The sequence below is a fragment of the Microbacterium helvum genome (genome assembly GCF_014779795.1).
GTDB lineage: Bacteria > Actinomycetota > Actinomycetes > Actinomycetales > Microbacteriaceae > Microbacterium > Microbacterium helvum.
Map to the genome: position 1 here is coordinate 97,651 of NZ_JACXZS010000009.1, position 18,953 is coordinate 116,603.

Annotated in this window: 19 protein-coding genes; 8 read left to right on the plus strand and 11 right to left on the minus strand. The window is 70.9% G+C overall.

Translation table 11 applies throughout. The features are described 5' to 3' along the window. Window positions 1–11: 11 nt before the first annotated feature. Window positions 12–1,016, minus strand: coding sequence for a 23S rRNA (guanosine(2251)-2'-O)-methyltransferase RlmB (gene rlmB / locus IF188_RS14045; RefSeq protein ID WP_191172430.1), 1,005 nt, complete (start codon window positions 1,014–1,016; stop codon window positions 12–14). Continuing rightward, window positions 1,009–2,496, minus strand: coding sequence for a cysteine--tRNA ligase (gene cysS, locus IF188_RS14050; RefSeq protein WP_191172431.1), 1,488 nt, complete (start codon window positions 2,494–2,496; stop codon window positions 1,009–1,011). Before cysS ends, rlmB begins: the two co-directional genes overlap by 8 nt. 71 nt (window positions 2,497–2,567) lie before the next feature. On the opposite strand from cysS, the gene IF188_RS14055 reads away from it, so the two are divergent. Continuing rightward, a complete protein-coding gene (locus IF188_RS14055; RefSeq protein WP_191172432.1) occupies window positions 2,568–3,497 on the plus strand; it encodes a DMT family transporter in 930 nt (309 codons plus the stop codon). A gap of 52 nt (window positions 3,498–3,549) precedes the next feature. Next, window positions 3,550–4,017 carry a GNAT family N-acetyltransferase gene (locus tag IF188_RS14060; RefSeq protein WP_191172433.1) on the plus strand — a complete coding sequence of 156 codons (468 nt, stop codon included), beginning with the start codon at window positions 3,550–3,552 and terminating at the stop codon, window positions 4,015–4,017. A 203-nt stretch (window positions 4,018–4,220) separates the two neighbouring features. On the opposite strand, the gene ispD is transcribed toward IF188_RS14060, so the two are convergent. Both ispD and IF188_RS14070 read right to left on the minus strand, forming a co-directional pair. Then, a complete protein-coding gene (gene ispD / locus IF188_RS14065) occupies window positions 4,221–5,390 on the minus strand; it encodes a 2-C-methyl-D-erythritol 4-phosphate cytidylyltransferase (protein ID WP_191172531.1) in 1,170 nt (389 codons plus the stop codon). 116 nt (window positions 5,391–5,506) lie between these two features. Further along, window positions 5,507–5,989: a CarD family transcriptional regulator gene (locus IF188_RS14070; RefSeq protein WP_018172589.1), complete on the minus strand. Its 483-nt coding sequence runs from the start codon at window positions 5,987–5,989 to the stop codon at window positions 5,507–5,509. A gap of 161 nt (window positions 5,990–6,150) precedes the next feature. On the opposite strand from IF188_RS14070, the gene IF188_RS14075 reads away from it, so the two are divergent. After that, complete coding sequence (locus IF188_RS14075; protein ID WP_191172434.1) at window positions 6,151–6,618, plus strand: DNA modification methylase; 468 nt, start codon at window positions 6,151–6,153, stop codon at window positions 6,616–6,618. 97 nt (window positions 6,619–6,715) lie between these two features. Here the strand turns inward: IF188_RS14075 and IF188_RS14080 are convergent, their stop codons facing one another. Together IF188_RS14080 and IF188_RS14085 are read right to left on the minus strand one after the other, a co-directional pair. Then, entirely contained in the window at window positions 6,716–7,399 is a 684-nt protein-coding gene (locus IF188_RS14080; protein WP_191172435.1) for a response regulator transcription factor, read from the minus strand. Next, window positions 7,396–8,787 carry a sensor histidine kinase gene (locus IF188_RS14085; protein ID WP_224751876.1) on the minus strand — a complete coding sequence of 464 codons (1,392 nt, stop codon included), beginning with the start codon at window positions 8,785–8,787 and terminating at the stop codon, window positions 7,396–7,398. Before IF188_RS14085 ends, IF188_RS14080 begins: the two co-directional genes overlap by 4 nt. 168 nt (window positions 8,788–8,955) lie before the next feature. Here IF188_RS14085 and phoU point away from each other — a divergent pair, with 168 nt between their 5' ends. After that, entirely contained in the window at window positions 8,956–9,636 is a 681-nt protein-coding gene (gene phoU / locus IF188_RS14090; protein ID WP_191172436.1) for a phosphate signaling complex protein PhoU, read from the plus strand. Window positions 9,637–9,738: 102 nt separating this feature from the next. Here the strand turns inward: phoU and IF188_RS14095 are convergent, their stop codons facing one another. Continuing rightward, window positions 9,739–10,488, minus strand: coding sequence for a phosphoglyceromutase (locus IF188_RS14095; RefSeq protein WP_191172437.1), 750 nt, complete (start codon window positions 10,486–10,488; stop codon window positions 9,739–9,741). 63 nt (window positions 10,489–10,551) lie between these two features. Between IF188_RS14095 and IF188_RS14100 the strand changes: the two genes are divergently transcribed. Continuing rightward, a complete protein-coding gene (locus IF188_RS14100) occupies window positions 10,552–11,385 on the plus strand; it encodes a methyltransferase domain-containing protein (protein WP_191172438.1) in 834 nt (277 codons plus the stop codon). Between the two features lie 180 nt (window positions 11,386–11,565). On the opposite strand, the gene IF188_RS14105 is transcribed toward IF188_RS14100, so the two are convergent. From IF188_RS14105 to IF188_RS14120, 4 genes are all read right to left on the minus strand, one after another. After that, complete coding sequence (locus tag IF188_RS14105; protein WP_191172439.1) at window positions 11,566–12,678, minus strand: FUSC family protein; 1,113 nt, start codon at window positions 12,676–12,678, stop codon at window positions 11,566–11,568. 7 nt (window positions 12,679–12,685) lie between these two features. Continuing rightward, window positions 12,686–13,792: a CAF17-like 4Fe-4S cluster assembly/insertion protein YgfZ gene (gene ygfZ, locus IF188_RS14110; RefSeq protein WP_191172440.1), complete on the minus strand. Its 1,107-nt coding sequence runs from the start codon at window positions 13,790–13,792 to the stop codon at window positions 12,686–12,688. Further along, complete coding sequence (locus IF188_RS14115; RefSeq protein ID WP_191172441.1) at window positions 13,792–14,394, minus strand: nitrobindin family protein; 603 nt, start codon at window positions 14,392–14,394, stop codon at window positions 13,792–13,794. Before IF188_RS14115 ends, ygfZ begins: the two co-directional genes overlap by 1 nt. A gap of 152 nt (window positions 14,395–14,546) precedes the next feature. After that, window positions 14,547–14,846, minus strand: a complete 300-nt coding sequence (locus IF188_RS14120) for a hypothetical protein (protein WP_396652807.1) — start codon at window positions 14,844–14,846, stop codon at window positions 14,547–14,549. Window positions 14,847–14,966: 120 nt separating this feature from the next. Here IF188_RS14120 and IF188_RS14125 point away from each other — a divergent pair, with 120 nt between their 5' ends. The 3 genes from IF188_RS14125 to IF188_RS14135 all read left to right on the plus strand — a co-directional run bounded on the left by IF188_RS14125 (window position 14,967) and on the right by IF188_RS14135 (window position 18,852). Next, window positions 14,967–15,665 (plus strand): response regulator transcription factor, encoded by a 699-nt coding sequence (locus tag IF188_RS14125; protein ID WP_191172443.1) that lies wholly within the window; start codon window positions 14,967–14,969, stop codon window positions 15,663–15,665. A gap of 86 nt (window positions 15,666–15,751) precedes the next feature. Further along, entirely contained in the window at window positions 15,752–17,917 is a 2,166-nt protein-coding gene (locus IF188_RS14130; protein ID WP_191172444.1) for an RNA degradosome polyphosphate kinase, read from the plus strand. Continuing rightward, window positions 17,914–18,852, plus strand: a complete 939-nt coding sequence (locus IF188_RS14135; RefSeq protein WP_191172445.1) for an NUDIX hydrolase — start codon at window positions 17,914–17,916, stop codon at window positions 18,850–18,852. Before IF188_RS14130 ends, IF188_RS14135 begins: the two co-directional genes overlap by 4 nt. Window positions 18,853–18,953 lie beyond the last annotated feature (101 nt).

Genomic DNA, 18,953 nt, shown 5'->3' on the forward strand with positions numbered 1-18,953 from the left:
GGGATCGGGTCTCAGTCCAGTTCGGCGCTGCGCAGCGACGAGACCTGGTACAGGGCGACGGATGCCGCGATGCCCGCGTTCAGCGACTCGGTCGCCGACGAGATCGGGATCGACACGATCTGGTCGCACGTCTCGGTCACCAGACGCGACAGCCCCTTGCCCTCGGAGCCGACCACGATCACGACCGGCCGGTCGGCGAGCTGGAGGGCGGGCAGCGACACGTCGCCGCCGCCGTCGAGGCCGAGCACGAACACGCCCTGCTTCTTGAACTCCTTGAGCGTCGTCGTGAGGTTCGGCGCGACGGCGACCGGGATGCGCGCGGCGGCGCCGGCGCTGGTCTTCCACGCGGCGGAATTGACGCCCGCCGATCGGCGCTGCGGCACGATCACGCCCTGGCCCCCGAAGGCGGCGGTCGAGCGGATGATCGCGCCGAGGTTGCGCGGATCGGTGACACCGTCGAGGGCGATCAGCAGCGGCAGCTGATCGCGGTCGATGATCTCTTCCAGCAGATCCTGCGGGTGCGCGTACTCGTACGGCGGCACCTTGAGCGCGACCCCCTGGTGCACGCCGTCGAAGCCGGCCATGCGGTCGAGCTCCGGACGCGTGACCTCGAGCACAGGGATGCCGCGGTGGGTCGTGATCGCCAGCATCTCTTTCACGCGGTCGTCCATCTCGACCCGCTGCGCGATGTAGAACGCCGTGGCCGGGATCTTCGCGCGCAGCGCCTCGAGCACCGAGTTGCGCCCGGTGACGGTCTCGGTGTCGTCACCGGCCTTCGACTTGCCGGATCGGTTCGGGTTCGACCCCTGGGGCTTCTGACCGGGCTTGCCCTTGCCGCCCGCTGCGGCGTAGCGCTCGGCCGCGGCCTTGCGCTTGCCGGCGACGTGCCAGGCGCGGTCCTCTGCCTTCGGGGTCGGGCCGCGCCCCTCCAGCGCCTTGCGGCTGTGCCCGCCGGTGCCCTTCTGGGCGCCCTTCTTCTTGCTGTTGCCCGCGCCGGGGCGGCCTGGCTTAGCCATCGCTGTAACTCCAGTGTGTTCCGTCTGCTGAATCTTCGAGGGTGATGCCGGCCGCCGCGATCGCGTCGCGGATGCGGTCGGCCGCCGCCCAGTCCTTCGCCGCGCGCGCATCGGCACGCTGAGCGATCATGGTCGTCACGAGGGTGTCGAGAGCGGATGCCGCCGCCGACGCGTCGGCCGTCCGCCACTGCGGATCGAGCGGGTCGATCCCGAGGATGCCGGTCATCACCGCGACGTCCGCGAACGCGCGCAGCGCCGTCTCCCGGTCCCCCGCATCCAGGGCCGTGTTGCCGTCCCGCACGGTCTCGTGCAGCACCGCGAGCGCCTGCGGCACACCCAGGTCGTCGTCGAGCGCGGCCGCGAAACGGGCCGGCACGACGGCTGGGCCCACGCGCCCGGAGGCTCCGCCCGACGCGCCAGCGGCGGGTGGAGAAGGCGTGGGGACCACGATCACGTCGTCGGCCTCGTCGCGCAGCGTGCGCACCGCGCGCTCGAGGAACGTGCGGATGCGGTCGATCGCCGCCTCGGCCTCGTCGAAGGTGGATGCCGTGATGTCGAGGCTCGAACGGTAGTGCGCGGCGGCGAGCGCATACCGCACCACGAGTGGGTCGCGCTCGCGGAGCACGTCCTCGGCGAGGATGAAGTTGAAGAGCGACTTCGACATCTTCTGCCCGGCCACGGTGACCAGGCCGTTGTGCACCCAGTACTGCGCGAAGCCGTCGCCGGCCGCGGTGGACTGTGCGAGCTCGTTCTCGTGGTGGGGGAAGCGCAGGTCGAGTCCGCCGCCGTGGATGTCGAATTCGGCGCCCAGGTACCGGCGCGACATCGCGGAGCACTCGATGTGCCAGCCCGGCCGGCCGGCGCCCCACGGCGACTGCCAGCTCGCGGATTCGGGCTCGTCGGACTTGCCGCCCTTCCAGAGGGCGAAGTCGCGCGGGTCGCGCTTGCCGCGCGGGTCGGCGTCCGCGGCCGGCTCCATCGCGTCGAGCGACTGGTTGGTGAGAGTGCCGTAGCCCGGCCACGAGCGCACGTCGAAGTACACGTCGCCGGCGGCGTCCGCGCCCGCGTCGGCGGGGTATGCGTGTCCGGCGTCGATGAGGCGCTGGATCAGCTCCTGCATCTGCGGGATGGATGCCGTCGCCCGCGGCTCGTACGTCGGCGCGAGGATCCCGATCGCGGTGTACGCCCGGGTGAATTCCTGCTCCATGCGGTACGCGAGCGCCCACCACGGCTCACCGTCGGTGGAGTTGGCGAGCACCTTGTCATCGACGTCGGTGACGTTGCGCACGAACGTGACGCGCCCGTACCGGTGGGCGAGCCAACGACGCAGCAGGTCGAAGCTCAGCGCACCGCGCAGATGCCCGATGTGGGGACCGGACTGGACGGTCGGCCCGCACACGTAGATCGTGACGTTCCCGGGGTCGAGCGGCACGAAGTCGCGCAGAGCCTGCGCCTTGGTGTCATAGAGCTGAACCGTCACTGCACCAGCCTACCGGCGCGCCCCTGGGAACCAGCGGGCTGCGGCCGCCGCTCGCCTGGTAGAACTTGACCGTGCTGCACGTCCTCGCCGTCCTCGCCGCCGCCCTGCTGTTCGGCACGACGGGCACCTCGCAGGCGCTCGGCCCCTCGGGCACCACGCCCTTGTCGATCGGGGTCATGCGCATGGTCATCGGCGGTGCGGGCCTGGCGCTCATCGCGTTCACGCTCGCAGCCCGCCATGCGCGGCGCAGCGATGCGACGCCGCGCCCGCGGCTGGGCGCCCGGCCCGTGCTGCTGATGGTGCTCACCGGTGCGTGCCTCGCGGTCTACCAGCCGCTGTTCTTCCTCGGTACGGCGCGCAACGGGGTCGCTGTCGGCACCGTCGTCGCCCTCGGCTCGGCGCCGATCCTGGCCGGGCTCCTCGAGTGGGCTCTGACCCGACGCATCCCGAGCCCCACCTGGATGGGCGCGACCGCCCTGGCGACGCTCGGCGTCGTGCTGCTGGGCTTCGGCGGCGAAGCAGGCAGCGCCGGCGGCACCGACCCGCTGGGACTGCTGGGCTCGATCGGTGCCGGCGCATCGTTCGCCGTGATCGCCAATGCCCAGCGGCGGCTGCTGGACGATGGGTGGGATCCGTTCACGGTCGTCGGCGCCATGGGGGCGAGCGCCGCCGCGCTGTGCGTCTTCGCGATCCCGTTCGTCGACCTGTCCTGGCTCGGCACCGCCTCCGGGCTCACGATGGCGCTCTGGCTGGGACTCGGCACGATCGCGATCGCGTACGTCCTGTTCACGTGGGGGCTCAGCGGGCTGACGGCCGCGACCGCGGCGACCCTGACGCTCGGTGAGCCGCTGACCGCAGGCATCCTGGGCATCTTCGTGCTGGGCGAACGGCTCTCGGCGCTCGCGATCATCGGGCTCGTGGTGCTCGCCGCCGGCCTCGCGCTGCTCGCGTGGGGATCACGCGCGCCGCGGGACCCCGAGCCCTTCGCCGTCGAGGCCTGATCCGCCGGGCGGAAACACCCCCGCAATCCGCCCGTGTCACACTGGGCGCGACATGCAGAGCACCATCGAGATCCGCCCCGACGACCTCACCGGCGACGACACCCGTCGCCTCGTCGCCTTCCACCTCGCCGCGCTGGTCGGCACCGCCCCGCCCGAGAGCATCCACGCGCTCGACGTCGATGCGCTGCGCCGGCCGGGCATCACGCTGTGGTCCGCGTGGATCGACGATCGCGTCGCCGGGATCGCGGCATTGCGCGCCCTCGATGCGCAGCGCGGCGAGATCAAATCGATGCGGGTCGACGACGCCTTCCGCGGCGCGGGCGTCGGACGGGCGCTGCTCGACCACCTCATCACCGTCGCGCAGGGGCGCGGAATGACGAGCCTCTGGCTCGAGACCGGCACGACCGACGACTTCGCCGCCGCCCACCGGCTGTACGCCCGCGCCGGCTTCACGGACTGCGGCCCGTTCGGCGGCTACCGCCTCGACCCGCACTCGCGGTTCATGACGCGCGCCCTCTGAATCGGTTCACTTGCGCTGTTTGTACGCCTGAACCCGGTTCTCGCGTACGAACAGCGCAAGTGAACGAGGTGTCAGGTTCGGAGGGCCGGGGGCGGCGCGGGGCGAGGGCGAGGGCGAGGGCGAGGGGCAAGGGCGAGGGTGAGGGGCGAGGGTGAGGGACGGACGGGGGCAGAGGGACGAAGGGGACGGACGGGAGGCGGGGGTCAGGCGGCGGCGATGAGGGCCACGGCGTAGGCCGAGACGCCTTCGCCGCGACCGGTGAATCCCAATCCGTCTGTCGTGGTCGCTGAGACCGACACCGGGGCGCCGCCGAGCGCCGCCGAGAGCGCCCGCTCGGCCTCGGCGCGGCGCGCGGCGAACCGTGGACGATTCGCCTGCACCTGCACCGAGACGTTGCCCACGCGCCAGCCGGCCTCACGCAGCAGCTCCGTCGTGCGGCCGAGGAAGGCGTCCGCGTGGGCTCCGGCGAACTCCGGCCGGTCGGTGCCGAAGTGCGTGCCGATGTCGCCCAGGCCGGCCGCCGCGAGGAGGGCGTCCACGATCGCGTGGGCGACGGCATCCCCGTCCGAATGCCCCGACAGCGCCTGCTCGCCGGGCCACTCCAGCCCCGCGAGCCACAGTGTGCCGTCGCCGCCGAATGCGTGCACATCGGTGCCCACGCCCACGCGCGGCGACGCGGGCTCCGGTGCCGCGGCGAGCAGGTGGCGGGCGCGGTCGAGGTCGGCGGCGGTCGTGATCTTGAAGGCGAGTGGATGCCCCGGCACAGCCGATACCGCATGCCCGGCATCCGCCACCAGCGCGGCGTCGTCGGTGAACTCGGCCGACGCGGCGGCGTATGCCGCGTCGAGCACGTCACGGCGGAAGCCCTGTGGCGTCTGCGCCGACGCCAGCTCGGACCGATCGACGGCGGCGACGATCTCTTCGCCGGCCACGCGCTTGATCGTGTCGATGACGGGGAGCACGGGGATGGCGCCGTCGGCACCGGCGTCGATCGCGCCGACGACCCGGGAGAACACCTCGGGCGGCGTGAGCGCGCGGGCCGCGTCGTGCACGAGGACGATCTCGACGTCGCCCCACAGCGCGCGCAGTCCCGCCGCCACCGATTCCTGACGCGTGGCGCCCCCCGTGACGACCGTCACGAGGTCCGAACGGTCACCGGAAGCTTCCAGCGCCTCGGTGCGGGCGTCGCCCTCGCGCCCCTCCGGCACGACGATCACGACCTGCGCTTCGGGAGCCGCGAACACGCCGTCCAGCGCGTGGCGCAGGATGCTGTGCCGGTCGATGCCCACGAACGCCTTGGGGCCACCGGCGCCGAGCCGGGTGCCGGATCCAGCGGCCACGACGACGATGCCGACACGCGGAACGGGAAGCATGCTCACCCGTTCACGCTATCGCGCCCATGACGGTGCGAACCCGGGGAGGCGCGTCCCAGGCCCGCCCGGACACAGTGAAACGGCGCCCCCCTGCCGGGGGCGCCGTTTCAGAAGTCTCAGCTTGCGAGGACCTCGTCGAGGATCACGCTGGCCTGCTCCTCGTCGGTCTTCTCAGCGAGCGCCAGCTCGGAGATGAGGATCTGCTTGGCCTTGGCCAGCATTCGCTTCTCACCGGCCGAGAGGCCGCGATCCTGATCGCGGCGCCACAGGTCGCGAACGACCTCGCTGACCTTGATGACGTCACCCGACGCGAGCTTCTCCAGGTTGGCCTTGTACCGGCGGGACCAGTTCGTGGGCTCTTCCGTGAAGGGCGCGCGCAGCACCTCGAAGACCCTGTCGAGGCCTTCCTTGCCGATGACGTCGCGAACCCCGACAAGATCGACGTTCTCTGCGGGTACTTCGATGATGAGATCACCCTGCGTGACGTTGAGCTTCAGGTACTTCTTCGTCTCGCCCTTGATGATCCGGTCTTTGACCTCGATGATCGTTGCCGCCCCGTGGTGGGGGTAGACGACCGTCTCGCCAACCTCAAAAAGCATGGAGTTATGTCCTTTCGGCAACCTCCAGGATACCACAGGAGAAATACGCTAAGGTTCTCCGCCCCTGAGGCGGACCCCTCGCCGCGTGCGGCCCGGGTGCTCCGCGCGCGCCCGCTCGAACCCCTAGACTTACGGGGTACCGAATCGTCCTGGGAGGATCTGTGAACCGCCGCCTCATCGCGTCTCTGGCCGTCGGGGCCGCGCTCGTGCTCACGACCACCGGCTGCAGCATGATCTCGCCGCAGGCGACGACGATCCCCTACTCGGCCGCCGAAGGCACCAACGTCCACGATTCCGGCCCGCTCGAGGTGCGCAACGCCTTCGTCGTCGCCAACGACGAGGGCACCGCGGGCAATTTCGTCGCGGCGATCGTGAACGACACCGAGGACTCGCACACCCTGAACGTCGAGTTCGGTGAGGGCGGTCCGTCGCTCACCGTCCGCGTGCCCGCGAACACGACCGTCAGCCTCGGCTCCGACGAGGACGAGCCGCTCGAGATCGACGGCTTCGAGGGTCTTCCCGGCACCGACGTCGCCACCTTCTTCCAGTCCGGCGACAGCGAGGGCGCCCTCGTCTCGATCCCCGTCCTCGACGGCTCGCTCGACTACCTCTCGGCGCTGGCGCCCTGATTCCTCATCGGATCCGGTGGTCTGAGCCCCGGCATCCCGATCCCGGCGAGAAGAAGCGGGGCGCGTCAGCCGACGCGCCCCGCTTCTTCGTCCCTGGTCAGCCCTCGAAGCGGTAGCCCAGCCCGCGCACCGTCACGAGCATCTCGGGCGAGCCGGGGTTCTGCTCGATCCGCGATCGGATGCGCTTGATGTGGACGTCGAGCGTCTTGGTGTCGCCGAAGTAGTCGCTCCCCCACACCCGGTCGATCAGCTGACCGCGGGTGAGCACGCGACCGGCATTGCGCATGAGGACTTCGAGCAGCTCGAATTCCTTGAGGGGCATGTTGATCTCGTCGCCGTCCACCGCGACGGTGTGCCGGTCGATGTCGAGCACGACGCGGCCGCCTTCGAGGACCCGGTCTTCGAGGTCGGCGTCGATCTGCGAGAAGCGGCGGAGCACCGCGCGCATGCGTGCGAGCAGCTCGCGCGCCGAGTACGGCTTGGTGACGTAGTCGTCGGCGCCGAGCTCGAGGCCCACCACGATGTCGACCTCGGAGTCCTTGGCCGTGAGCATGATGATCGGCACCGCCGACGTGGTGCGGATCTGACGGCACACCTCGGTGCCCGGCATCCCCGGCAGCATCAGATCGAGCAGCACGATGTCGGCGCCCCGGTCGCGGAACGCGACCAGCGCGGACGGGCCGTCCTCGGCGATCTCGACCTCATAGCCCTCACGCCGCAGAAGGTAGGCGAGCGGGTCGGCGAGGTCCGGCTCGTCCTCGACGATCAGGACGCGGGTCATGCGGGTTCTCCATTCGCAGCGGGTTCGGCAGCCGGCGCGGGCGCCGGGATCACGGGGTTCTTCGGCGCCGATGATTCGGTGGCGGCGGGCGTGGTCCTCGCAGGCTTCTGTGCCGCGGGCCGGGTTACGGCGCCCTTCGACGTCGGCTTCTTCTTGGCCGCCGGCGCGCCGATCACCGGAGCCGAGGCATCCTGGGCCTCGGCCGCGGCGCGCTTCTTCTTGCGGCCCCGCTTCGGGGTGGGCTCGGCAGCAGGAGCGGCCGACTCGGGCAGCCGGATCGTGAACGTCGAGCCGCGACCGGGCCGCGACCACAGGCGCACCTCGCCTCCGTGGCGCTGCACGGCGTGCTTGACGATCGACAGGCCGAGGCCGCTGCCGCCGGTGCGACGCGCACGTGCGGGGTCGGCGCGGTAGAACCGCTCGAACACGCGATCCTGGTCGCCTTCGGCGATGCCGATGCCGCGGTCTGTCACGGCGATCTCGACGACGCCGTCGGCGGACTTGATGCCGACGCCGACGCTCGACCCGCGGGGCGAGTAGGCGATCGCGTTGGCCACGAGGTTGCCCACCGCCTCGCTCAGCACCTGCGCGTCGCCGCGGACGTACAGCCCACGGCTGCCGCCGCGCACCATCTCGACGCCGGCGGAGTCCGCCTGGATCGCGTGCGCGTCCAGTGCGGATGCCACGACCTCGTCGATCGACACATCGCGCTGCGGCAGCTGGTCGGACGCCTGCAGCCGCGAGAGGTTCATGATGCGCGAGGTCAGCAGCGCCAGGCGCGACGCCTCGGCCTGCAGTCGCGCGGCGAAGATGCGCACCTGCGGCGGGTCGTCCGCCGCCGACTCGATCGCCTCGGCGAGCAGGCTCACCGCACCGACCGGCGTCTTGAGCTCGTGACTGGTGTTCGCCACGAAGTCGCGGCGCATCTCTTCGACGCGCTCGCGCTCGGTGATGTCGCGCAGCACCAGCAGCGTGAGCCGTGCCGAGATGCGTGTCGCACGCACCGCGACCAGGCGCGGCTCGGCGGGGAGCGCCCCGCGGCGCAGCCGCATGGTCTCGGTGGCGGTGGTGCCCGGCGACACAGACTCGCTCGTGCGCACGCCCCGCGCGAGCATGCGCAGCTCGTCGGTGGGCAGCGTCCCGCCCTCGACCAGCTCGAACGGAACGGCGGCCGACGAGGCTGCGAGCACCGTGAACGACGTGTCGACGACCACGGCCGCGTCGTCCATGCCGTGCAGGACCTCGCGCACGCCGTCGGGCACGTCGACGTTCGTCTCCATCCGTGCGCGGTCGCGAGCACGGAGCGCGGCGACGATGACGGCAGACACCGACCCGCCGACGATGACCCCCACGAGAAGGGCGAGCAGCGTCAGCTGCGTGGAGTCCATGCGTCCCAGAGTACGGGCACGTTCGGGGCCGCATCGGCCGCCGGCGCCCCTGGAGCGGCACGTGCCGGGCAGTGTTCACCGTCGCGGCACCGTCCGTTAACCTTCTCTGACGAGAATCGCCGGGGCTGCGGGCGGACGCCTGCCCGAAACCACGAAAGGTGCATCGCAATGCGCGAAGTCTTCCACCAGTCGCTCGAAGACGTGCAAGGGCGTCTCGTAGAGATCGCCGAGCTGGTCACGGTCGCGATCGACAAGGCGACGCGGGCGTTCGGCACGAGCGACGTGGCGCTGGCCGAAGAGGTCATCGAGGCCGATGCGGTCATCGACGAGAAGGCCATCGAGCTCGACGAGCTCGCGATCGAGATCCTCGCCCGTCAGCAGCCGGTGGCGCGGGACCTGCGCATCGTGGTGAGCGCGCTGCGCATGAGCGCCTCACTGGAGCGCATGGGCGACATCGCCGAGCACATCGCCCAGTTGACACGCATGCGCTTCCCCGAGCGAGCGATCCCCAAGGGCCTGAAGTCGACGTTCCTCAAGATGGGCGAGCTGGACGTCGAGGTCGCCCGTCAGCTCACCGAGCTGCTGCGCACGCAGGACGAATCGCTCATCGACGCGGTCCGCAACGCCGACGACAGCCTCGACGACCTGCACCTGTCGGTCTTCGAGAAGGTTCTGAGCGACAGTTGGCAGGGCGAGGCCGCCGCGACCGTGGACGCGACGCTCGCGAGCCGCTACCACGAGCGCTTCGCCGACCACGCGGTCTCGGTGGCGAAGAAGGTGCTCTACCTCTCCACCGGAGACTGGACCACGACCACGGACACCATCACGGTCGTCGCTCCCGAGCAGTAGACCCCGTCGCCGGGCGCAGTCGGGGGGCTGACGCCGGTGCGACGACAAAGAGAAGAGTGGATGCCTCACCGGAGGCATCCACTCTTCTCTTTGCGTCTGCGATCAGGCCTTGCCCTGGTTCGCGACCGCGGCCGCTCCCGCAGCGGCGGCTTCGGGGTCGAGGTACTCACCCGGGCCGAGGGGCTGCAGGTTCTCGTCGAGGCGGTAGACCAGCGGGATGCCGGTGGGGATGTTGAGCTCGGCGATGTCGGCGTCGCTGATGCCGTCGAGGTGCTTGACGAGGCCGCGCAGCGAGTTGCCGTGGGCGGTCACGAGCACCGTCTTGCCGGCCTTCAGGTCGGGCACGATGTCGCTGTGCCAGTAGGGCAGCATGCGGTCGATGACGATCTTGAGCGACTCGGTGTCGGGCACCTCGCCGTCGATGCCGGCGTAGCGCGGGTCGCCGACCTGGCTGTACTGGTCGTCGGCCGGCAGCGGCGGCGGCGGAACGTCGAACGAGCGGCGCCACAGCATGAACTGCTCGTTGCCGAACTCTTCGAGGGTCTGCGCCTTGTCCTTGCCCTGCAGAGCGCCGTAGTGCCGCTCGTTGAGGCGCCACGAGCGCTTGACCGGGATCCACAGGCGGTCGGCGGCATCCAGCGCGATGTTCGCGGTCTGGATCGCCCGGCTGAGCACCGAGGTGTGCAGGACGTCGGGGAGGATGCCGGACTCGGCGAGCAGCTCGCCGCCGCGCTGGGCCTCGGCCTTGCCCTGCTCGGTGAGGCGGACATCGACCCACCCCGTGAACTGGTTGGTCTTGTTCCACTCGCTCTGGCCGTGTCGGAGGAGGATGAGCGTATAGGGCGCGGTCATGACCTCCATGTTATCGGCGGCCGGCCGCCGTGCCCGGGCGCGTGACGCTGGCATCATGGAGGCATGGCGCGCGGACCGGTCGGGCAGATCACACGCGGCACCACCGGCACCAACAGGCTGCGCCGCATCGACCGGTGGATCGCGCGGCATCCGGCGCTGCGTCGTGCTGCCGATCCCCTCGTGGTGGATCTGGGCTACGGCGCGAGCGGGGTCACCGCGTTCGAGCTCTTCGCGCGCCTCTCGCGATCGCGACCCGATGTCGAGGTGCTGGGCCTGGAGATCGATCCTGCGCGCGTGGCCCGCGCGACCGCTCAGCTGGAGCAGGTGCGCGCCGGCATGACGCCCTTCGCCGCAGACTCGCAGGTGTCGTTCGCGCGGGGAGGCTTCGAGGTGCCGGTGACGGGCGGCCGGCGACCCGCGATCATCCGGGCCATGAACGTGCTGCGCCAGTACGACGAGTCTGAGGTGACCGCGGCATGGGTGACCATGGCGGCGCGGCTGGCGCCCGGTGGCCTGCTCGTCGAGGGCACCTGCGACGAGATCGGCCGCATCGCGACGTGGGTCGCGATCGGCCCGGACGCGGTACCGCAGACGTTCACGGTGTCGCTGCGGCTGACGGGGCTGGAGCACCCGTCGGTGGCCGCCGAACGCCTGCCCAAGGCGCTCATCCACCGGAATGTGCCCGGCGAGCGCATCCACGCGCTGCTCCGGGCGCTCGACGCCGAATGGGACCGCGCCGCCGTCGTCTCGCCGTTCGGCGCCGTGCACCGCTGGCGCACGGCCCTCGCCGCCGTCCAGGCGGCCGGCTGGCCCCTTCTGCAGCGATCCCGCTGGCGCCTCGGCGAACTGACGCTGCCGTGGAGCGCGGTCGCGCCGCGGGATGCCGCCACCCCCTGACCCCGGCATCCCCCTCCTCCTCGAATCTCACTCCTGCCGAGAACGCACGTTCTCGTCGAGAACGCACGTCGTTCGCGTCGAGGATGTGTGGTCTCGGCGAGAACGCACGTCGTCAACGGGGAGGGAATGGATGCCGCGGCCCGGGGCTGCCCGATGCCCGCGGGCCGGTGCTGCCGCCGATCAGACGCGCGGCAGGATCGCTCTGGCCTGGTCGCCGGGAAGGCCGGTCGCGGTGAGCAGGTCGACGGCGAGCGGGCGCAGCGCGGTGACGAGGTTCAGCTCGCTCTGCGTGCCGCCGGGGAGGATCGCCGCCGGGTCGAGGCGCGCGGCCACGGCACGCACCGCCTCGCGCGCCGCCGGCTGCATCGAGATGTCGTCGAGGCTCTCGCCGACGAGCGCGGCGGCGCGCATGAGCTCCGACAGCAGCTCGGCGGGGACAGGGCGCCGCTCGCCGTCGTCGCACAGGTAGACCGCCCGGCGGGCGACGACGCGGAGGTTCCTCGTCGCGAAGTCCATCGACTGCAGCACGGTGTGGTGCCGGCGCAGCTCGGCGCGCTGCGGCCGCAGCCACGGCGAGAACCCGGCGACCGCGAGCCCCGAGTCCAGCGACGCGCGCCACTCGTCGATGCGCGGTGCGATCGCACGCGCCTTCTCGAGACCGCGCGTGGCCCGCATCGCGTCGCCGCGACGCAGCGCCTGGGCGATCGTGCGGGCCGCGTCGTCGGCGGCGGCGAACACCGCATGGCCGTCACGGGCTTCTTCTCGCCGGGGATTGCGCGGGATCAGCGCGGTCACCACGAGCGCCGCGATGCCTCCGACGATGCCGTCGACGAGGCGCGAGAACGGCTGCGAAGCCGGCAGCGACATCACGATCGAGGCCTGGATGCCGGCCATGATCGCGAACGGCGGGTACGGCGACAGGAACCTGGCGACGAACAGCGTCGCGGCGAGCGCCAGCGCCAGCTGCCACCAGCCCGGGCCGACCACGACGACGAAGCCCTCGGCGACGAGGATGCCGACCAGCATGCCCACGACCGTCTCGAGCACGCGGCGCGGCCGGGCGTCGCGGACGAGGCCGAGGCTCGAGATCGTGACCGTCGCCGCCAGCAGCGGAGCGGGATGCCCCACCACGTAATGCGCGAACGCCCACGCCGCGGTCGCCGCGACCACGATCTGCACGATCGCGATCGCCGATCCGCGCACACGCGCCATCTGCGGGCGCAGGTCGAGCCGCGAGCGCCAGCCTGTGGGAACGACCTGCGTGATCGGGGCGGTCTCGCCGTTTCCGCTCATGGGCGGACTATTGCGCCGCCTGGCGCCGGCCGAGCCTCGGGATCCGCGGCACGTTCGCCGTCGCGCCGGCGTCGGGCGGCACGACGACCTCCTGCGCGGCCGCAACGGGGCCCTCGTCGGTGTCGACCGTGAGCGCCGCGTCGAGGGGGGTCGAGCGCCGCACCACGGCGAGCGCGATCGGCCCCTCTTCGAAGTGCAGCGCGGCCGAGGTCACGACGCCCACCTCGTCGTCGCCCACCCGGACGGCTGCGCCGTGAACGGGAAGCACGCTCCCCGATCCGTCGAGCTGCAGCGCGACGAGCCGCCGCGGCGGATGCCCGAGGTTGTGCACCTTGGCGATGGTCTCCTGCCCGCGGTAGCAGCCCTTGTCGAGGTGCACGGCCGTCCGCAGCCAGTCCAGCTCGTGCGGCAGCGCGCGTTCGTCGACGTCGGCGCTCCAGCGCGGACGCCACGCGGCCACACGCAGCGCGTCGACCGCCGCAAGACCGGCGAGCCGCATGTCGCCCCGGGTGGCGGCATCCGCGATCCTCGCCTCTTCTTCGCGGGTGACGATCGCCTCCGCCCAGTCACGGTCGGCGCCGGGGTGAGGCTCGACGGCCGCATACGCCCAGCCGCCGGGCGTCACGTCGGGCCAGGGGTCCCGCCACACCAGCGGAGTGCCGGCCGGTGCGGCGGCGGCCACGGCGGTCGCGAGCGCGGCCGACGTGCCGCCGATGACGGCGTACTCGTCGGCGATGCGCGGATCCACGCGCAGCCGGAACCGCATCTTGCGCAGCCAGTCGTACAGGCCGGGCCCGTCGGCGGCATCGGCGATCAGCCACGTGGTCTCGCCGTCGTCGATGACGGATGCCGCATGCTCGACATGCCCCTGCGGGTCGAGGATCAGCATCTCGGTGCTGACGCCGGGCTGCAGCCGCGCGAGAGCCTGCGACGACAGCGAATCGAGCCACGAAAGACGGTCCTCACCCGGCACGGCGATGACGACACGGTCGGCACGCGGTGCGACGGCCTCCCCCGCGGCGAGGCGGCGCTGCTCGACAAGCGGGCTGCCGAGGTGCTGCAGTCCGGCCTCGTCGACGACGGCGCCCGGGACGGCGGCGAACACGTCGGTCATCAGTCGGCCTTGGCCAGACGCGCGGATGCGTGGGCGCCGAGTTCGAAGCCCAGCGCGGCGATGTCCCACGCCCACAGCAGGTGGTTGTCGACGAGACCGTACATCCGGGTCGCGGCCGCGTACGCCTTGGCGCCGGCCGGCCGCACGACGGCGTCGGTCGCGATGTCGATGCGGGGGCCCTTGATCTGCCCCAGATACAGCTCGCTCACGCCGTCCGCGTGCACGAGGGCGACCTCGAGGTCGAAGCCGCCGTCCGCGTTGCGCAGTCGTTCGATGTCGTCGGCGGTGCGCGCGACGGCCGGTGCGAGCGGCGGCAGCAGCCCGGGGCCGGCATCGGCGTCCGTCGCCGTGCGGGACAGGCGCCAGTAGCCGAGCTCGGCCACCAGCCGCGTGCGGCGGTCGGGGTCGTCGGGATGGTCGATCCAGGCCTCGGCGGAATAGTTCAGATAATCGCCGCCGTCATGGCTGAAGCTCACGCGGTGCGTGAACTCGCCGGTGTAGGCGTGGTCTCCGTAGTCGATGACTCCGGTGCCCTCCCAGACACCGAGGAGCCACGAGAGCGGAACGATCTCGGCGGGAAGGTCGGTCGGGATCTCGAGCACGACGCGCCCCGTCAGCGCTGGCCGCGGTACAGGTTCTTGACGACCACCACGGAGACGAACACGATCGCCAGCGATGCGAGTCCGAGCAGGCCCACGAAGAAGAGTTCGAGCGCGACGGTATCCATGTCGTGAAGTCTAGTCGGGACCGGGGCTCAGCCGGGTACGAGCGCCGCCAGACCGAACCCGAGGCTGATGACGCCCATGACCAGGGCCGCCCCCAGGACGCTGGCCGCGACGCGCTCGGTGAACCCCGATGCGCGCCCAGACCACAGCTGGACGGCGAAGGCGGCGATGAGGCATCCCCCCAGTCCCACACCCAGCCACGCGGCACGCCAGTCCGGCGTCGAGAAGATGCCGATGACGATCGCGATCACGGCGGCGAGCGCCCACACGGCGATGAGCCCGCCGAGCGTGCGGCGGGGGGCGAGTTCTGGCACGGCCACAACACCCATCATCCCGCATCGCACCCGGCCGTGCATCTGCGCCCCGATGACCCCGCGGCGAAACCACAGACCGCACGCGCTCTACACTGGGGTTCGCGGCGTGCCCCCGCACGCCGGGAAGGCGATCCTTTGGCTCAGCTCCTGGTTCTCAGTTCCACACACGGCGGCAGTCCTGTGCTGCCCGCGCTCGAACTGCTGAGCCACCGCGTGCGCCAGATCCCCGCCGAGCCCGCACAGCTCGTCAACGCGCCGAGCGCCGACATCATCCTCGTCGACGCGCGCGTCGACCTCGTCGGCGCCAAGTCGCTGTGCAAGATCCTCAACACGACAGGCCTCGACGCACCGCTGCTGCTGGTCGTCACCGAGGGCGGACTCACCGCGGTGTCGCCCGACTGGGGCGTCGACGATGTCATCCTGATGACGGCCGGGCCCGCCGAGGTCGACGCGCGCATCCGCCTCGCGGTCGGCCGGCAGTCGGCCGAGCAGGTGTCGACGCGCGTGCAGACCTCGGGCATCACGATCGACGAGTCCTCATACTCGGCGAAGGTGCACGGCAAGCCGCTCGACCTCACCTACAAGGAGTTCCAGCTCCTGCACTTCTTCGCCACCCATCCGTCGCGCGTGTTCACGCGCGAGCAGCTGCTGAGCGAGGTATGGGGCTACGACTACTTCGGCGGCACGCGCACGGTCGACGTCCACGTGCGGCGACTGCGGGCCAAGCTCGGCGACCTCGAGCAGCTCATCGGCACGGTGCGCAACGTCGGCTACCGGTTCAACGTCTACGAGGACGAGCCCGAACCCGCGCCGCGAGAGAAGACCGACGCCTAGCTGCGCATCGCTTCGTGGTCCGGATGCCGGGCGCCCGGCATCCCTCGGTTCACACTCCGGTCACATGACCCTGCAATGATGAGGGAATGATCGAACCCGAGGTGCTCGACACCGGCCTGGGAGATGCGGACGACGACGACTTCGACATGTCGGAGGAGTTCGACTCCCAGCTGCCGGACCACCGCTACCTGGACCGCGAGCTGAGCTGGCTCGCGTTCAACCAGCGCGTACTCGAACTCGCCGAAGACCCGAATCTGCCTGTGCTGGAGCGCGCGAACTTCCTGGCGATCTTCGCGAGCAACCTCGACGAGTTCTTCATGGTGCGCGTCGCAGGGCTCAAACGCCGCATCATGACCGGGCTCGCCGTGCCGACCAACGTGGGCACGTCTCCGATGGACGTGCTGGCCGAGATCTCGGCCGAGGCTCACCGGCTGCAGCTGCGCCACGCCAACGCGTGGATGACGCTCGTGCAGCCGGCGCTCGCGGACGCCGGCATCCAGGTCGTCTCCTACGACTCCCTCGACGCCGACGAGCGCGCCCAGCTGTACGAGTACTTCCAGGCGCAGGTGTTCCCGGTGCTGATGCCGCTCGCGGTCGACCCGGCCCATCCGTTCCCGTACATCTCGGGCCTGTCGCTCAACCTCGCGATCCGCATCCGCAACGCCCGCACCGGGCGTCAGGAGTTCGCGCGCCTCAAGGTGCCGCCGATGCTCCCCCGCGTGGTCGCGCTTCCGCCGTCCGAGGGCGCGGTGCGCTACCTGCCCCTCGAAGACCTCATCTCGAACCACCTCGACGACCTCTTCCCCGGCATGGAGGTCCTCGATCACCACGCCTTCCGCCTCACCCGCAACGAGGACATGGTGATCGAAGAGGACGAGACCGAGAACCTCATCCAGGCGCTCGAAGCCGAACTGCTGCGCCGCCGGTTCGGGCCGCCGATCCGGCTCGAGATCACGGACGACATGGACGACGTCACGCTCGACCTGCTCATCAAAGAGCTCGACATCACCGAGCAGGAGGTCTACCGCCTGCCCGGGCCGCTCGACCTCCGCGGGCTGTTCGACCTGTCGCGGATCGATCGCCCCGATCTGCACTACAAGCCCCACGTGCCGACCACGGCCCTGGCCTTCCAGCCGGGCGACAACAACGAGCGCGCCGACATCTTCGCCGCCATCCGCAAGGGCGACGTGCTGGTGCACCACCCGTACGAGTCGTTCGCGACGAGCGTGCAGGCGTTCCTCGAGCAGGCCGCCAAGGACCCGCACGTGCTCGCCATCAAGCAGACGCTGTACCGTACGTCGGGCGACAGCCCCATCGTCGAGGCCCTGATCAACGCGGCCGAGGCGGGCAAGCAGGTGCTCGCCCTCGTCGAGATCAAGGCGCGCTTCGACGAGGCGAACAACATCGTGTGGGCCCGCAAGCTCGAGAAGGCCGGCGTCCACGTCGTGTACGGCCTCGTGGGACTCAAGACGCACTGCAAGCTGGCGCTGGTCATCCGCGAGGAAGGCGGCGTGCTGCGCAGCTACAGCCACGTGGGCACCGGCAACTACAACCCCAAGACGAGCCGCATCTACGAGGACTTCGGCCTGTTCACCGCCGACGACCAGGTCGGCCGCGACCTCACGCGCCTGTTCAACGAACTCAGCGGCTACGCCATCGAGAAGAAGTTCAAGCGCCTGCTGGTCGCCCCGCTGCACCTGCGCAAGGGGCTGCTGAGGCTCATCGACAAGGAGCGGCGCAACGCCCTCGCCGGCAAGCCCGCGAGCGTGCGCATCAAGGTCAACTCGATGGTCGACGAGCAGATCATCGACGCGCTGTACCGCGCCAGCCAGGCGGGCGTGAAGGTCGAGGTGTGGGTGCGCGGCATCTGCTCGCTCAAGCCGGGTGTCGAGGGCATGAGCGAGAACATCACCGTCCGTTCGATCCTCGGCCGCTACCTCGAGCACTCCCGCATCTTCGCGTTCGGCGGCGACGGCGAGCCGGTGGTCTACATCGGCAGCGCCGACATGATGCACCGCAACCTCGACCGTCGTGTCGAGGCGCTGGTGCGCGTCTCTTCGCCGGCGCATGTCAAGGAGCTCGAACACCTCTTCACGCTCGCGATGAGCGACACCACCAGCTCGTGGCACCTCGGTGCCGAGGGCGAATGGGTCCGGCACAACGTCGCCGAGGACGGCAGGCCGCTGCTGGACATCCAGGACCGGACCATGACCAACGTGCAGCGCCGTCGGCGGGCACGTGCGGTGCGATGACCGAGACCGCGGTGTACGCGGCGGGGGGCGTGGTGTGGCGCGTCGTCGACGACAAGCTGCGCGTGCTCCTGATCCATCGCACCAAGTACCGCGACGTCACCCTGCCCAAGGGCAAGGTGGATCCCGGTGAGATGCTCGCCGAGACCGCCGTGCGCGAGATCCACGAAGAGACCGGCATCCGTGTCGCGCTCGGCGTGCCGGTCGGCGTCTCGCGCTACCGGCTGCCGAGCAAGCGCACCAAGATCGTGCACTACTGGGCCGCCGAGGCGACGGACGACGCGATCCGCGCGAGCGAGTTCGTGCCGAACAGAGAGATCGCGGCGATCGAATGGGTCACACCCAAGAAGGCGATCGCGCGCCTGAGCTACCCGGTCGACGTCGAGATCATCGAGAACTTCCTGCGGCTCGTCGACGAGGGAGTGCTGCGCACGTTCCCGATCGTCGCGCTGCGGCACGCGAAGGCGCTCCCCCGCGAGGAATGGGAGGGGAAGGATGCCGCCCGCCCGCTGACACCGCGCGGTCGCAAGCAGGCGCGCGCCATCGTGGGCCCCCTGCGGGCGTTCGGGGTGCGGCGGATCGTGTCCAGCCCCGCGACCAGGTGCGTCAAGACGGTCGCCCCGCTCGCCGAAGCGCTCGGGCGGAAGGTCGACACGACGAAGCTCATCAGCCAGGACGCATGGGAGCGCGGCGCGTCCGATGCGCGCACGATCATCGGCGAGCGTGTGCGCGCGCGCAAACCCGCGGTGCTGTGCAGCCACGGCCCCGTGCTGCCCGACATCCTGAGCGAGCTGGCTCTGGCCACCGGCACGCTGCGCGGGTCCTACCTCGGCAGCGCCTCGGCGCTGGAGACGGGTGCGTTCTCGGTGGTGCACCTGTCGGTCGCCAACCCCGGATCGGGGATCGTCACGATCGAGACGCACGAGCCGAAGGTCTGAGCGCAGAGACCCCAGCGCACCCCTTCCCGTTCACCTTCCGTTCACCCGCGCAGCGCAGTCTCTTAAGAGTCCGAGCCTACGTTTCAGAACGAACCCCGCAC

Excerpts from the sequence above, each read along its gene's own strand:
- IF188_RS14100 (WP_191172438.1), top strand. The coding sequence starts at position 10,552 with ATGGCGCGCGGACCGGTCGGGCAGATCACACGCGGCACCACCGGCACC.
- IF188_RS14085 (WP_224751876.1), bottom strand. The coding sequence starts at position 8,787 with ATGGACTCCACGCAGCTGACGCTGCTCGCCCTTCTCGTGGGGGTCATC.
- IF188_RS14095 (WP_191172437.1), bottom strand. The coding sequence starts at position 10,488 with ATGACCGCGCCCTATACGCTCATCCTCCTCCGACACGGCCAGAGCGAG.
- ygfZ (WP_191172440.1), bottom strand. The coding sequence starts at position 13,792 with ATGACCGACGTGTTCGCCGCCGTCCCGGGCGCCGTCGTCGACGAGGCC.
- IF188_RS14060 (WP_191172433.1), top strand. The coding sequence starts at position 3,550 with ATGCAGAGCACCATCGAGATCCGCCCCGACGACCTCACCGGCGACGAC.
- IF188_RS14105 (WP_191172439.1), bottom strand. The coding sequence starts at position 12,678 with ATGAGCGGAAACGGCGAGACCGCCCCGATCACGCAGGTCGTTCCCACA.
- IF188_RS14130 (WP_191172444.1), top strand. The coding sequence starts at position 15,752 with ATGATCGAACCCGAGGTGCTCGACACCGGCCTGGGAGATGCGGACGAC.
- rlmB (WP_191172430.1), bottom strand. The coding sequence starts at position 1,016 with ATGGCTAAGCCAGGCCGCCCCGGCGCGGGCAACAGCAAGAAGAAGGGC.
- IF188_RS14135 (WP_191172445.1), top strand. The coding sequence starts at position 17,914 with ATGACCGAGACCGCGGTGTACGCGGCGGGGGGCGTGGTGTGGCGCGTC.
- IF188_RS14080 (WP_191172435.1), bottom strand. The coding sequence starts at position 7,399 with ATGACCCGCGTCCTGATCGTCGAGGACGAGCCGGACCTCGCCGACCCG.
- phoU (WP_191172436.1), top strand. The coding sequence starts at position 8,956 with ATGCGCGAAGTCTTCCACCAGTCGCTCGAAGACGTGCAAGGGCGTCTC.
- IF188_RS14120 (WP_396652807.1), bottom strand. The coding sequence starts at position 14,846 with ATGGGTGTTGTGGCCGTGCCAGAACTCGCCCCCCGCCGCACGCTCGGC.
- IF188_RS14070 (WP_018172589.1), bottom strand. The coding sequence starts at position 5,989 with ATGCTTTTTGAGGTTGGCGAGACGGTCGTCTACCCCCACCACGGGGCG.
- ispD (WP_191172531.1), bottom strand. The coding sequence starts at position 5,390 with ATGCTTCCCGTTCCGCGTGTCGGCATCGTCGTCGTGGCCGCTGGATCC.